The organism is Streptomyces sp. CA-278952, assembly GCF_028747205.1.
Lineage (GTDB): Bacteria > Actinomycetota > Actinomycetes > Streptomycetales > Streptomycetaceae > Streptomyces.
In genome coordinates this window covers 6777256-6791417 of the sequence record NZ_CP112880.1, presented here as the reverse complement: position 1 = coordinate 6791417, position 14162 = coordinate 6777256, and the positions used below count along the sequence as shown (strand labels likewise).

Genomic DNA, 14162 nt, shown 5'->3' with positions numbered 1-14162 from the left:
ACCAAAAACAACATCGCCCGAAAAGTACACATAAGTGCCGGATAAGAGCACTATGGGGGTGAGGGTGCCTGCCGCATCCATCCGCACGGCGGCGGGACCCGCGCGACGAAGGAGACGACATCTCATGAGCAACGTCTCACACGCGAGGAGTGACATATCGGGCCACCCCGATGCCTCCGAAATGCGTGCGCGGTACGACCGGGTGATGGGCGGTCGCGATGTGGCGCTGGTGGACGCGCCGGTGTTCCTCGTCGGCCTCTACTGCGCCGTTTCCCCGTGGGTGCTCCACTTCACGGCCGGCCAGCCGGCCCTGGTCACGCACAACCTGGTGATGGGCATCGCCATCGCGGTACTGGCTCTCGGCTTCACGGCGATGCCGGAGCGCATGTACGGCCTGAGCTGGGCGATCTGCGCCATGGGGGCGTGGATCATCGTGTCGAGCTGGGTGGTGGGCAGCAGCCCGGACGCCGGGATCGTGATCAACAACATCATCGTCGGCGGACTGACCGTACTGCTGGGCATGGTCTGCGCGGGAGCAGCCGCCAAAACCCGCAGAACCTGACCCGGACGCGCCCCGACAGCCCCCGCCCCTCTTCGATCCCGCTCAAGCCCCTCCGGCGGCCGTATCCCAGCCCCTCCGGCGCTTGAGGAGCGGGGCCCGGGGCGGAGCCCCGGTTTCGGGAAGGGGCGGGTAGGGGAACAAGCCCGCCGCAGGCGCACCCGCACGACCTGCCCTACCCCGCCCGCGCGCCCAGCACCGGCGTCAGCCGACAGAGCTGTACGCCACGACCCCCCGCAACACCGCATCCACCGCCTTGCGCGCGTTCTTCGCCACGGAACTCGCCTCCTCCCCCGCATCCCGGGGAGCCGCCGCGGCCACCTGACCCAGCACGTCGATCACCTGCTTGCACCACCGTACGAAGTCCCCCGCCGGCATCTCCGCCTCGCGCAGCACCTCGTCCAGCGTCCGGCCGGAGGCCCACATGTAGACCGCCCAGGCGAAGCCGAGATCGGGCTCGCGCTGCCCGACCCCTTCCGTCTGGTTGATCTTGAAGTCCTCCTCCACGGCGTCCAGCCGCCCCCAGATCCGCACCATCTCGCCCATGGCGACCTTGGCAGGACCGGACGGCAGCTTCGGCGCGACCGCGTCATCGGCCTGCCGCGCCTCGTACACCAGCGCCGAGACGCACGCGGCGAGTTCGGCGGGGTTGAGCCCCTCCCACACACCCTCCCGCAGGCACTCGCTGGCGAGCAGGTCCAGCTCCCCGTACAGCCGGGCCAGCCTCCGCCCGTTCGCGGTGACCTCGTTGCCCCGGAGGTAGTCCAGCTCGGTGAGGAGCGCGACGATCCGGTCGAAGGTGCGGGCGATCGTGTTCGTCCGCCCCTCGATCCGCTTCTCCAGCTGCCGGGTGTCCCGCTGCAGCCGGTGGTAGCGCTCGGCCCACCGCGCATGGTCCTCCCGCTCGTCGCACCCGTGGCACGGGTGGGCGCGCAGCTCGGTCCGCAGCCGGGCGATCTCGCGGTCGTCGGCGGCCGGCGCCCGCCCCTTGCGGTGCCGGTCGGGCACGATGTGCCCGGCCTTCGTCCGCAGCGCGGAGGCCAGATCACGCCGGGACTGCGGCGAGCGCGGGTTGAACGACTTCGGGACGCGCATCCGGTCCAGCGCCTCCACCGGCACCGGGAAGTCCATCGAGGCCAGCCGCTTGACCTGCCGCTCGGCGGTCAGCACGAGCGGACGCGGCCCGTCGTGGTGGTCGAGGCCCCGGTGTCCGTTGGCCCGCCCGGCGGGCAGCCCGGGATCCAGCACCAACGCCAGCCCCGCGAACTTCCCCGTCGGCACATGGATGACGTCCCCGGGCTTCAGCTTCTCCAGCGAGGAGGCCGCCGCCGCCCGCCGTTGCGCCGCGCCCTGCTTGGCCAGCTCCGTCTCGCGGTCCTTGAGGTCGCGCCGCAGGCGCGCGTACTCCTCGAAGTCGCCGAGGTGGCAGGTCATGCCCTCCTGATAGCCCTCCAGGCCCTCCTCGTTCCGCTGGACCTGGCGCGAGATCCCCACGACGGACTTGTCCGCCTGGAACTGGGCGAACGAGGTTTCCAGCAGCTCCCGCGAGCGGTGCCGCCCGAACTGCTGCACCAGGTTGACCGCCATGTTGTACGAGGGGCGGAAGCTGGAGCGCAGCGGATACGTACGGGTGCCCGCGAGGCCGGCCAGCGCCGTCGGGTCCATGCCGCGCTGCCACAGGACCACCGCGTGGCCCTCGACGTCGATGCCGCGGCGCCCGGCCCGGCCGGTGAGCTGGGTGTACTCGCCGGGGGTGATGTCGGCGTGCTGCTCGCCGTTCCACTTGACGAGCTTCTCCAGCACCACGGAACGCGCGGGCATGTTGATGCCGAGCGCCAGGGTCTCCGTGGCGAAGACGGCCTTGACCAGCCCCCGTACGAACAGCTCCTCGACGACCTCCTTGAAGGTCGGCAGCATGCCCGCGTGGTGTGCGGCGATGCCCCGCTCCAGGCCTTCGAGCCACTCGTAGTAGCCCAGGACGTGCAGGTCCTCGCCGGGGATGGACGCGGTCCGCTCCTCGACGATCTCCCGGACCAGCCGGCGCTTGTCCTCGTCGTTGAGCCGCAGACCGGCGTACAGGCACTGCTGGACGGCGGCCTCGCAGCCGGCCCGGCTGAAAATGAAGGTGATGGCGGGGAGCAGGCCCTCGTTGTCCAGCCGGTCGATGACCTCGGGCCGGCCGGGCGTCCAGATCCGGCCGCGCTGACGCCTCTCGCGCTCACGGTCTGCCTCGCGCACCATCTTGCCCCGGCGGCGGTCACGGGGGTTGTAGACGTTCTGGCTCTCCTGCCGGGCGAGACGGACCAGGTCGGGGTTGACCTCACGCCGTCCGGCGCCCCGGCCGCCGTGGTCGGTCGCCTCCTCGAAGAGGTCGTACATCTTGCGTCCGGCCATCACGTGCTGCCAGAGCGGCACCGGGCGGTGCTCGGAGACGATCACCTCGGTGTCGCCGCGCACGGTGTCCAGCCAGTCGCCGAACTCCTCCGCGTTGGAGACGGTCGCCGACAGGGAGACCAGCGTTACCGACTCGGGGAGGTGAATGATCACTTCCTCCCACACCGCGCCCCGGAAGCGGTCGGAGAGGTAGTGCACCTCGTCCATGACCACATAGCCGAGGCCGGACAGCGAGTGGGAGCCCGCGTACAGCATGTTCCGCAGGACCTCGGTGGTCATGACGACCACCGGCGCCTCGGAGTTGACGCTGTTGTCGCCGGTCAGCAGGCCGACCTTGTCGGCGCCGTACCGCTTGACCAGATCGGCGAACTTCTGGTTGGAGAGCGCCTTGATCGGGGTGGTGTAGAAGCACTTGCGGCCCTGCTCCAGGGCCAGATGCACGGCGAACTCGCCGACGATCGTCTTGCCCGACCCGGTGGGGGCCGCGACCAGCACCCCCTTGCCCGCCTCCAGGGCCTGGCAGGCCTCGATCTGGAACGGGTCCAGACCGAACTCGTACATCTCGCGGAAGGGCCCGAGGGCCGTCGCCATCTCGGCCGCACGGTCCCGAGAAGCCTGGTATCGCTCAGCTGGTGAGAGGTCCTCTGTCATCTTGCATACGAGCCTACCCGTCACCTCTGACACTCAGCGCGATCTTTATATGGCCCGGGCCGTTCCCTCCCCCGGGGCCCGGCCGGCGCCTGTTCAGCGCCCGGTGAGCACCCGCACGGCACCCGGTACGCAGGTGGCGGTGAGCGGCAGCGCGCCCAGCGGTTCACCGTCCGCGTACGCCGTGACCCCGGCCGCCGCCAGCTCGATGGAGGAGACCCGGTGCACGGTGACGGCGGGGTGAGTCAGGTGCGTGCCCTTGTAGACCCTCGGGAAGACCTTGAGGAGCGTGGTGCGGGTGCACGGCCCCACCACGGTCACGTCGAAGAGCCCGTCGTCCATCTCCGCTTCGGCGCAGATCCGCATGCCCCCGCCGTACGTGGTTCCGTTGCCGACCGCGATGAGGGTGGCCTCGATCTCGGTGACCTCTCCCCCGTCGAGCCGGATCCGGTACGGAATCGGCCGGAAGGCGGCCAGTTCGGCGAGGATCGCGAGGTCGTACCTGAACCGGCCGCCGACGAAGCGCATCCGGTTGCCCCGGTCGTTGACCCGGGAGTCGAAGCCGGAAGCGAGGACCGAGCCGAACCAACGGCCGCCGGCCCGCCCGAGGTCGATGTCGCGGTGACCGTTCTCCTTGAGCGCCCGCGCGGTCAGCCGTCCGGCGGCGGCCGGGTCGCGTATCGGCAGCCCCAGCGCGCGGGCGAAGTCGTTGCCCGTCCCGACGGCGACGACGCCGAGCGGGGTGGCGGTCCCGGCGACGGCCTGGAGGGCGAGGGACATCAGCCCGTCCCCGCCCACGGCTATCAGCGCCCCGGTGCCCGTCGCGACGGCCTCGCGGGCCCGGCGCAGGGCGTCGTCGGCGTCCTCGCCCAGCACCGTACGGACGGAGAATCCGGCGTCCCGCAACGCGGAAGCGGCCGGCTGCGCGGCGTGCGCGCCCCGGCCGCGTCCTGCGGTGGGATTGACGAAGAGGGTGATCTCGCTGGTCACCCTTCCGGACCCTACAAGGTCAGGTGATGTCGTCGTAACCGTTCAGCCGGTGCGATCCGGGACCGTCCGCCTCACCGGACGCCTGCCCCGGAAGTGCGGGGCGGGAGCCGGAGACACGCTCCACGCTCCCGACGGGCTCGGGCGTCAGATCGAGATCGGATGCCTCGTCGTCGCTGAGCTCGGCGTCGGGGTTGTTGCGGTTGCGCCGCTTGTCGTTCAGCAGGGAGAAGCCGACGGCGATGAAGTAGAGGACCGCGAGCGGCCCGGCGAGAAGCAGCATGGAGACCGGTTCGCCACCGGGGGTCGCGATGGCCGCGAAACCGGTGAGGCCCACGATCATCCCGCGCCACCAGCCGAACATCCGCTTGCCGGAGACGACACCGGTCATGTTCAGCGCGATGAGGAGCAGCGGCAGTTCGAAGGCGATGCCGAAGACGATCACCATGCGGACCAGCAGATCCAGATAGCTGTCGAGCTCGATCTGGTTCTGCACGTTCTCGGGGCTGAACCCGAGCATGATCTCGGCGGTCTGCGGCAGGATCGCGTACGCGAGGTAGCCGCCGGAGAGGAAGAGGGGGGCGCCCACGATGGCGAAGGCGTAGGCGTAGCGCTTCTCACCCTTGTGCAGGCCGGGGGCCACGAAGGCCCACAACTGGTACAGCCAGACCGGGGTGGCCAGCAGGACACCAGACATCAGGGCGACCTTGAGGGCGTTGGTGAACGGCGCCAGCAGGGTGTTGGTCTTCAGCAGCGCGCAGGGCTTGCCGTTGACGGCGACGACCACGCCGTCGTCGCACCCGACGGACTGAAGAAGGGGGCGCAGAAGGAAGTCGTAGATCTCCTTCTGGAAGAACGCCGCGACGGTCGTCACCACGACGATCGCCAGCACGGCCTTCAGCAGCCGGTTACGCAGCTCACGCAGGTGATCGAGGAGAGGCATCCGCCCCTCGTCGTCCTTCTCCTGCTTGCGGGCAGACTTGAGCAACCCACTTCCCTCGTCTCGTGCGGCGGCTGTCGGCGGAGCGCGTCAGCTGTCAGCTCTGGGTGGTGGGCTTGGCCTCGCTGACCGGGCGGGAGCTGGTGACGTCTCCCGGAGCGGCCTGGATGGTGCGCGCGGTGGTGGACTGCGGGGGCGTCGGGTCCTCGACGGTCTCCGTCGTGGGCGCGGCGGTCGTCGCGTCGTCCTTCTTCATGGCCTTGGCCTCGCTCTTGAGGATGCGGGCCGACTTGCCGAGCGAGCGCGCCATGTCGGGAAGCTTCTTGGCACCGAAGAGCAGCAGGATGACAGCGATGATCAGAACGATCTCGAGGGGCTTCAGATTGCCGATCATGTGCGACTTCCTTCTCACTGAGGCGGCTGGAGGGTGGGCTCGCTACCCGTTCGACCGGGCATAGGTCCGATCGTTGCGCTTGGCAGCGATCGTAACCCGCAGGGGTAAACGCGAGGCAATGCCCGTGCGTACTCCTGCTTGCGACCCGCACCTCCCTAGCCTGGGCCGACCCATGCAGCGTACCCCCCGGTGCGGTGGAACATCAGGCCTCAGGGTCCGTTATCGCAGGCCTTCGCCGGTGGTCGCGAGGCGGGTGGCCGCCCGTTCGAGGTCCTCGGACGCCCGGTTGATCCGCTCCGTGGTGACCGTGACCTGCCGGCCGAGACGCTGGGCCTCGACGAAGACCTTGACGCCGAGCACACCGAGCACGGCGATGCCCAAAAATCCCAGGGCGATGGCGAGCATGGGCCAGAACATACGGCGGTGCCTCTTCCTACGGGCTTCCTACGGGCTTCCTACGGGGCTCCCGACAGGGCTTCCAACGGGGCGGCGGCGGTCGGGTCGCTACAGGGCGGTGTGCAGGCGCAGCGTCCGTACGCCGCCGCCGGTGAGCAGTTCGATGATGCGCTCCCCGGCGGGCTTACGGACCGAGGCGTCGCACTCGGGGCAGGTGAAGGTGTAGAAGGTGGTGCGGCTGGTGGCGCCGACCGCGAGGCGCAGCGCCTCGGCGGCCAGCTCGAAGCGCCCGCGGCAGTCGGGGCAGGCGGCCCGGAAGCGCACGGCGGCGGGTACGGGCACCGGGACGGGTCCGGCGCCGGGCAGGGGCGCCGGGCGGATCCCGGTGGTGGTGGCCGGGAACAGGGGCGTCCGGTTCATCGTTGTCTCCCCTCCTCGGGTCTCAGACCGCGTCCTCGTAGGCGGCGAGTGCCTCGCGGGCGGCCTCGCGGGCGCTGTCCGCGAGTTCCGGCGGGGTGACGATGCGGCCGTCGCCGCCGAGACGCAGGACCAGCCGGCGCAGGGAGGCCGGGTCCGGGGTGCGCAGGGTGATCCGCAGGCCGCCGTCGGGGAGTTCCTCGGCGGAGTCGTGCGGGTAGTACTCCGCGACCCAGCGGCCGCCGGTGCCGACCTCGACGACGACTTCCGGGTCCTCGGCGGCGGGCTGGACCAGCCCCGCCGACAGGTCGCGCAGCTCCAGCTCGGGCGGGGCTGCGGGGGCGTCGAGGAGGCGGATCTCGGCGACCCGGTCCAGCCGGAAGGTCCGGCGGGCCTCGGAGAGCCGGCACCAGCCCTCCATATAGGTGTGGCCGACGGCGAAGAGCCGGATCGGGTCCACCTCCCGCTCGGTGAGTTCGTCGCGGGCGGGCGAGTAGTAGCGCAGCCAGAGCCGGCGGCGTTCGGAGATGGCCCGGTCGACGTCGGCGAAGACGCCGCCCTCCGCCTCGAAGGTCACCGAGAGGCGGGAGCTGGCCGCCCCCGACTCGCCTGCGGCCGTCTCCAGCTTGGCGGTGGCGCGGACGAGGGCGAGCCGGTCGCTCTCGCGCAGGCCGGGCAGGGTGGCGACGGCGCGGGCGGCGACGAGCAGCGCGGTGGCCTCGTCGGCGGCGAGGCGGAGCGGCTCGGCGACGTCGTCCGGGTTGTGCCACCAGATCCGGTCGCCGTCGGTGTCGATGTCGAGGAGGTCCCCGCCGCGGAAGCTGGTGCCGCACATGGGCAGGACGTCGAGGTCGGAGATCAGCTCGTCCTCGGTGATCCCGAAGGCCCGTGCCACGTCCTGGACGTGGGCGCCGGGGCGCTCGCGCAGATACGTCACCAGGGACAGCATCCGGCGGGTCTGGTCGATCGCGTTCGTGGCCATCGTTTCCCTGTCCCTAGTCCTTGGCCACGGCGCGGAGCCGGTCCACCACATCGGCCCGCAGATCGGCGGGTTCCTCCACGACGACGTCCGGGCCGAACTCGACGAGCCAGGCGTCGAGGCCGTGCCCGTACGGGATCTCCAGCTCGTCCCAGCCGTCGCCGCGTTCCCTCACGGCTATCGCGCGCGACCGCAGCGGGTAGCCGGCTCCGGCGCGCAGCCTGATCCGGGCGGTACGGGTCGCGGTCTCGCCGGCCCAGCTCTCGACGGTCTCGCGGACGGTGACGACGTCGGGCACCTCGGCGCTGAAGGCCCCGGCGCGGGAGCGGACCTTGCCGGTGATGCGGGAGAGCCGGAAGACGCGTTCGGCGCCGCGTTCGCGGTCCCAGCCGGCCAGATACCAGTGGCCGCGCCAGCATTCGAGGGTCCAGGGTTCGACCTGGCGCTGCTCGGGGCGGGCGGAGTTGGCCTTGCGGTAGTCGAAGGTGACGGGGCGCCGGTCGCGGCAGGCCAGCATCAGGGGTTCGAAGGCGGCCTCGTGGACGGGGATGCGGGGTTCCAGGGCGCTGTGGACCTCGTAGGCGTCCTCGGCCTCCGGCATTCCCGCGGCCCGCAGTTTCTGGAGGGCGCCGCTGGCGGCTCCGGCGAGGCGGGCCTGCTGCCAGACCTTGGCGGCGAGGCCGAGGGCCGCGGCCTCCTCGGCGTCCAGGGTGATGGGGGGCAGCCGGTTGCTGTCACGGCGGGCCAGGTACCCGGTGTCGCCGTCGAGGTTCTCCACGGTCTCGATGACGAGGCCGAGCTCGCGCAGATCGTCCTTGTCCCGCTCGAACATCCGGTTGAAGGAGTCGTCGGAACCCGCTTCGAGGTAGGCCTCGATGGATCCGCGGAGTTCGCGCTTGCTGAGTGGGCGCCGGGTCCCCAGCAGGCACAGCGCGAGGTTCATCAACCGCTCGGCCTTGGCAATCGCCATCGACGCCCTTTCTCTTGTTGCTCTACGACCGTCGACCGTACCGCCCCGGGGTGTGGGGACCAAAAGGCGGGCCGTCGGCCGGAGAGCGGTGGCGGGCCCGCCGGACAGCGGTGAGGGCCCCCGCCGTGCGGCGGAGGCCCTCATGCGCACAACCGGAACGGATCAGACCGCTACGAGGTCGCAGACGAAGATCAGCGTCTCGCCCGGGGCGATCTTGCCGCCGCCGGCGCCGCGCTCGCCGTAGGCGAGGTGCGCGGGGATGATCAGCTCGCGGCGACCGCCGACCTTCATGCCCTGCACGCCCTGGTCCCAGCCGGAGATGACCTGGCCGGCGCCGAGCTGGAACTGCAGCGGGGTGCCGCGGTTCCAGGAGGCGTCGAACTCCTCGCCGGTGGAGAAGGCCACGCCCACGTAGTGGACGGAGACGGTCTGGCCGGCCTGGGCCACCGCGCCGTCGCCCTCCCAGATGTCCTTGATCTGCAGGTCGGCCGGCGGCTCGCCACCCGGGAAGTCGACCTCGGGCTTCTCGATGCTCACGGAAACTGCTCCTCTAAATGATGAACTGGACAACCGGGACAGTCTTACACCTTGGCGAGGATGTCCACGGCGAAGACCAGGGTGGAGTTCTTCGGGATGGCCTGCTGCTGCTGGTCTCCGAAGGCCTGGTCCGGCGGGATGACGAGCAGCACCCGGCTGCCGACCTTCTTGTCGACCAGGCCGTTCTTCAGGCCCTTGAGGGTGACCTGGGACAGCGGGAAGGTCTGGGTCTTGCCCGTGGTGTACGTGTTGTCGAACTCCTTGGCGCCCTTCCAGATCATGCCGACGTAGTTCACGACGACACTGTCGGACTCCTTGACGACCTCGCCGTCGGACTCCAGGACGTAGTTGGAGACGAGCTTCTTCGGCGGGTCGCCCTTGGGGATGGTGACCGTCGGGGCCTTGCCGTCGGTTTTGACCCCGACCTTGGGCAGGTCGACGTTGTCCTGGGCGACCTCGGTGCCCTTGGCCGAGGCCGGGACCTGGGTGGCCTTCAGGATGTCGACGACGAACACGAGCGTGGCGTTGGCCTTGATGTCGCCCTGGCCCTGCTCGCCGTAGCCGAGCTCCGGCGGAATGACCAGCTGGACACGGCTGCCGACCTTCTGGCCGACCAGGCCCTTGTCCCAGCCCTGGATGACCATTCCGGCGCCCAGCGTGAGGTCGAAGGGCTGCTTGCGGTCGAAGCTGTTGTCGAACGGCTTGGTGGAGTCCCACGCCTGGCCGAGGTAGTTGACCTGGATCGCGTCGCCGTTCTTGAGCTTCGCGCCGTCCCCCTCGCTGAGGACCTCGGTCTTCAGCTCCTTGGGCGGGTCACCCTCACCCTTGGAGAGGGTGGGCTTCTCGCCGAACTTGGCGCCCGCGGTGATCGCGGGGACGCCGTTCTTGGACGAGGCGGAGTCGGAGGCCTTGTCGTCGCTACCGCACGCCACTGCTGTCAGCAGCAGGAGGGGGGCGAGAAGAAGGCCGGCAATTCGGCGCACTGGTTCCTCAGATCTCAGGGGGCACGGTGAATCGGTCCCGCAACACTCTAGGCCCTTTGATCCGATGGAGGCCGGACCCCGCACGGACGGCCCCGGCCCCCAGGACCGGTGGGTCCTGGGGGCCGGGGCCGTGCCGCGGTGACGCCGGCTCACATGCCGGCGATCAGCTTCTCCACCCGCTCGTCCACGGAACGGAACGGGTCCTTGCACAACACCGTGCGCTGCGCCTGGTCGTTGAGCTTGAGGTGGACCCAGTCGACGGTGAAGTCCCGCCGCTGCTCCTGGGCCCTGCGGATGAAGTCGCCGCGCAGCCGTGCCCGGGTGGTCTGCGGGGGCACCGACTTGCCCTCGAAGATCTTCAGGTCGTTGCAGATGCGGGCGGTCTGCCCCTTGCGCTCCAGGAGGTAGAAGAGGCCTCGGCGGCGGTGGATGTCGTGGTAGGCGAGGTCTATCTGGGCGACCCGCGGATTCGACATGGTCATGTTGTGCTTGGCCCGGTACCGCTCGATGAGCTTGTACTTCATGACCCAGTCGATCTCGGTGTCGATCCGGTCGAGGTCCTCGGCCTCGATCGCGTCCAGGGTGCGGCCCCACAGCTCCAGGACCTGGTCGACGGTGCCGGTGCGGATGCCCCGGCGCTCGACGAAGTCCACGGCCTTCTCGTAGTACTCCCGCTGGACCTCGATGGCCGAGGCCTCCCGGCCGCTGGCCAGGCGCACCTTGCGCTGCCCGGTGAGGTCGTGGCTGACCTCGCGGATCGCCCGGATCGGGTTCTCCAGGGTCAGGTCGCGCATCACCGTGCCCGCCTCGATCATGCGGAGCACCAGGTCGGTGGCGCCGACCTTGAGCAGCATGGTCGTCTCGGACATGTTCGAGTCGCCGACGATGACGTGGAGGCGGCGGTACCGCTCGGCGTCGGCGTGGGGTTCGTCGCGGGTGTTGATGATCGGCCGGGAGCGGGTGGTCGCGGAGCTGACGCCCTCCCAGATGTGCTCGGCACGCTGGCTGACGCAGTAGACCGCGCCGCGCGGGGTCTGGAGCACCTTGCCCGCACCGCAGATCAGCTGCCTGGTGACGAGGAACGGAATGAGGATGTCCGCGAGCCGGGAGAATTCTCCGTGGCGGGCGACGAGGTAGTTCTCGTGGCAGCCGTAGGAGTTTCCCGCCGAGTCGGTGTTGTTCTTGAAGAGATAGACGTCGCCCGCGATTCCCTCCTCGTGCAGGCGGCGTTCGGCGTCGACGAGCAGGCCTTCGAGAATGCGCTCGCCCGCCTTGTCGTGCGTGACCAGTTCGGTCACGTTGTCGCATTCGGGGGTTGCATATTCCGGATGCGATCCCACGTCGAGGTAGAGGCGGGCGCCGTTCCGCAGAAAGACATTGCTGCTGCGGCCCCATGACACAACACGGCGGAAGAGGTAGCGCGCCACTTCGTCAGGTGACAGTCGGCGCTGTCCCCTGAACGTGCACGTGACGCCGTACTCGTTCTCCAGCCCGAAAATGCGGCGGTCCATGACTGAACATTACGCCTTATGGCCTGAGCTGAAACCGGGTTCGACGGCTCCGTTTCGATCATTTTCCGATCCCGTCACGACGGCGGGCGTACGGGAAGGGGGCGCGAGGACGTTCCCGGTGGCCAGGAGGACCACCAGGGCGGCCACTCCCCCGGCCCCGGCGACGGCGAAGCTCCAGGCGGTCGAGCCGAGTTCGACGGCCGGTCCCGCGACGGCCGTCCCGGCCGCCGCGCCCACGCCGAACGTGGTGACGAGCCAGGAGAACGCCTCGGTCACCGTGCCGCGCGGGGCGTGCCGGTCGACCACGATGAAGGAGCAGGCGATGGCCGGTGCGAGGAACACTCCGGCGAGGGCGGCGAGGGCGGTCATGACGGGCACCGAGGGGGTGAGCGTCAGCGGCAGATAGCCCAGTGCCAGCAGCCCGACGATGAACCGCAGCCGCTTCTCGGGGGCGCCGGCCCACTGCCGCGCCCCGTAGCCGAGTCCGCCGATCAGCGCGCCGAGCCCGAGTGCGGCCATCAGCCACCCGTACACCGATTCCCGGCCGTGGTCGTCCGCGTACGCCACCCCGGCCACCGTGATGGAGCCGAGGGCGAGCCCGACGAAGAAGAACGCGCCGAGCAGGGCGAGGAGTCCGGGCGAGCGCAGGGCGCCGAGCCAGTGCGCCTCGCGGGGCGCGGAGCGCCAGGTGCGCGAGGGCTCGGACAGGACGACCGAGAGGGCGCCGAGGACGCCGATGGCGTTGATGACGAGCAACGCGGCGGCAGGCGACCAGAGCGAGACGAGCAGCGTCACCAGGAGCGGGCCGACGGTGAACATGATCTCCTGCGCCACGGCGTCCATGGCGTAGGCCCGGTGCACCTGGCCCTCGCCCTTGAGGACGCTGGGCCACAGGGCCCGCAGGCCACCCTCCAGCGGGGGCGTGGCGACTCCCGCGACGATGACGGCGAGGTAGGCCAGCGGGAGCGAGGAGAGGCCGGTGACGGCCAGCAGCGACATGCCGAGCGCGGAGACCACGGCGGCCGGGAGCTGGACGCGGGGCTGCCCGTAGAGGTCGACCGCCCGGCCGAGCAGCGGCTGCCCGACGGCGGTGGCCAGTCCGTAGGCGGCGGCGAGCACACCGGCCAGGGTGTAGCTGCCGCCCTCCGCCCGGGTGAACAGCACGATCGCGATGTGCGCGGTGCCGTTGGGCAGCCGCCCCACCAGGGTGCCCGTCAGCAGCCGGGCGGCATGCCGCGCCCGGAGGATGTCCAGATATCCCGCGGCCATGTCCGCCCCTCTCCGCCCCGGCCGGCTGCGCCGCCCGAGGTGTTACGTATAACGTCGAGGTTCATACGTACCATGTGCGCAGTTCGCGGGTCCACCTCGCGGCGTTACGGAAACATCCCGCACGGAGGCACGAGTGACCAGCGCGCAGCAGCCCGTCCCCGCCCGGCCCACCAGCCGCGACGTGGCCCGTGCGGCGGGCGTCTCCCAGGCGACGGTCTCCCTGGTGCTCGGCGAGAAGTGGCCGGGCAGGGTGTCGGAGACCACGGCCCAGCGGGTCCGCGACACCGCGGCGGAGATCGGCTACCGGCCCAATCTGGCGGCGCGCAGTCTGCGGCTCGGCCGCACCAGGACCGCGCTGCTGGTGGTGCCCGCGCTCACCAACGAGTTCTTCGCGCGGGTGTACGCCGGGGCCGCGGAGCTCGCCGCCGGGCACGGCTTCGGCGTGGTGCTCTACCCCTCGCCCGACGGCACGGGCCCGGCCCGCGACCCGTTCGCCTCGGCCCGCGCCGCGCTCGACGGGGTCATCGCGTCCTCGATGGCAGCCGACGCGCTGGGAGCGCTGCACGGAGCCGATCTGCCGCTGGTGATGCTGGACAGCGACCCGTCGGACACCGGGCCCGCCGCCCATGTGAACCTCGACATCGCCGACGGGATGAGGCAGGTGACGGACCATCTGCTGGGGCTCGGCCACCGCCGCTTCCTGCATCTGGCGTCCGCCGTGGACACTTGGACCTTCGCGGTGCGCGCCCGGGCGCTGCACGGCGCGCTGGGAGCGGCGGGGGACGCGACGGTGCGCACGGTGCGCGCCCCGCTGGAGGTACGGGCGGGGCGCGAGGCGGCCGAACAGGCCCTGTCCGTCTCCGGTGACCGGCCCACCGCAATCATCTGCGACGACGACATCCTGGCCGCCGGGGCCTGCAAGGCGGCCCGCAGGCTCGGCCTGCGGGTGCCGGACGAACTGTCGGTCACCGGATTCGACGACCTGGCCCTGGCCACCGCGCTGGAGCCGGAGCTGACCACCGTGCGGCTGCCGGCGGAGCAGGTCGGGGAGCGCGGCATGGAGGCGCTGCTCGCGGTGCTGGACGGCCGCCCCGTCGAGCGGGGCGGTCTGCCGGTCCGGCTCGTCGTACGCGGCTCCACGGCGCCGCCGCCCGCCGCCCGGACATGACGGTGCCCCC

The 14162-nt window shown here is 70.8% G+C and carries 14 protein-coding genes; 2 read left to right on the top strand and 12 right to left on the bottom strand.

Annotation, left to right across the window (positions count from 1 at the left end):
• Positions 1–124: 124 nt before the first annotated feature.
• Positions 125–562, top strand: coding sequence for an SPW repeat protein (locus tag N7925_RS30100; RefSeq protein WP_274345729.1), 438 nt, complete (start codon positions 125–127; stop codon positions 560–562).
• A gap of 201 nt (positions 563–763) precedes the next feature.
• On the opposite strand, the gene N7925_RS30095 is transcribed toward N7925_RS30100, so the two are convergent.
• From N7925_RS30095 to N7925_RS30040, 12 genes are all read right to left on the bottom strand, one after another.
• Positions 764–3604 carry a DEAD/DEAH box helicase gene (locus N7925_RS30095; RefSeq protein ID WP_274345728.1) on the bottom strand — a complete coding sequence of 947 codons (2841 nt, stop codon included), beginning with the start codon at positions 3602–3604 and terminating at the stop codon, positions 764–766.
• A 93-nt stretch (positions 3605–3697) separates the two neighbouring features.
• The gene (locus N7925_RS30090; RefSeq protein WP_274345727.1) at positions 3698–4591 is read right to left on the bottom strand and encodes a diacylglycerol kinase; all 894 of its coding nucleotides are present in this window, start codon (positions 4589–4591) and stop codon (positions 3698–3700) included.
• A 19-nt stretch (positions 4592–4610) separates the two neighbouring features.
• On the bottom strand, positions 4611–5576 hold the full coding sequence (gene tatC, locus N7925_RS30085; RefSeq protein WP_274345726.1) for a twin-arginine translocase subunit TatC: 966 nt from the start codon (positions 5574–5576) through the stop codon (positions 4611–4613).
• Positions 5577–5625: 49 nt separating this feature from the next.
• On the bottom strand, positions 5626–5922 hold the full coding sequence (gene tatA / locus N7925_RS30080; protein WP_215102847.1) for a Sec-independent protein translocase subunit TatA: 297 nt from the start codon (positions 5920–5922) through the stop codon (positions 5626–5628).
• A 219-nt stretch (positions 5923–6141) separates the two neighbouring features.
• Entirely contained in the window at positions 6142–6339 is a 198-nt protein-coding gene (locus N7925_RS30075) for a hypothetical protein (protein ID WP_018959516.1), read from the bottom strand.
• A gap of 87 nt (positions 6340–6426) precedes the next feature.
• The gene (locus tag N7925_RS30070) at positions 6427–6738 is read right to left on the bottom strand and encodes a hypothetical protein (protein WP_265602525.1); all 312 of its coding nucleotides are present in this window, start codon (positions 6736–6738) and stop codon (positions 6427–6429) included.
• 22 nt (positions 6739–6760) lie between these two features.
• Positions 6761–7717, bottom strand: a complete 957-nt coding sequence (locus N7925_RS30065; protein WP_265602524.1) for a helix-turn-helix transcriptional regulator — start codon at positions 7715–7717, stop codon at positions 6761–6763.
• Positions 7718–7730: 13 nt separating this feature from the next.
• Complete coding sequence (locus N7925_RS30060; RefSeq protein WP_018959519.1) at positions 7731–8684, bottom strand: helix-turn-helix transcriptional regulator; 954 nt, start codon at positions 8682–8684, stop codon at positions 7731–7733.
• A gap of 162 nt (positions 8685–8846) precedes the next feature.
• Entirely contained in the window at positions 8847–9221 is a 375-nt protein-coding gene (locus tag N7925_RS30055) for an FKBP-type peptidyl-prolyl cis-trans isomerase (protein ID WP_003970173.1), read from the bottom strand.
• 44 nt (positions 9222–9265) lie between these two features.
• Positions 9266–10204: an FKBP-type peptidyl-prolyl cis-trans isomerase gene (locus N7925_RS30050; protein ID WP_265602523.1), complete on the bottom strand. Its 939-nt coding sequence runs from the start codon at positions 10202–10204 to the stop codon at positions 9266–9268.
• A gap of 149 nt (positions 10205–10353) precedes the next feature.
• Positions 10354–11715, bottom strand: a complete 1362-nt coding sequence (pafA, locus tag N7925_RS30045; RefSeq protein ID WP_026290808.1) for a Pup--protein ligase — start codon at positions 11713–11715, stop codon at positions 10354–10356.
• Positions 11716–11724: 9 nt separating this feature from the next.
• A complete protein-coding gene (locus N7925_RS30040) occupies positions 11725–12984 on the bottom strand; it encodes an MFS transporter (RefSeq protein ID WP_274345725.1) in 1260 nt (419 codons plus the stop codon).
• A 133-nt stretch (positions 12985–13117) separates the two neighbouring features.
• Here N7925_RS30040 and N7925_RS30035 point away from each other — a divergent pair, with 133 nt between their 5' ends.
• Positions 13118–14152, top strand: coding sequence for a LacI family DNA-binding transcriptional regulator (locus N7925_RS30035; RefSeq protein WP_274345724.1), 1035 nt, complete (start codon positions 13118–13120; stop codon positions 14150–14152).
• Positions 14153–14162 lie beyond the last annotated feature (10 nt).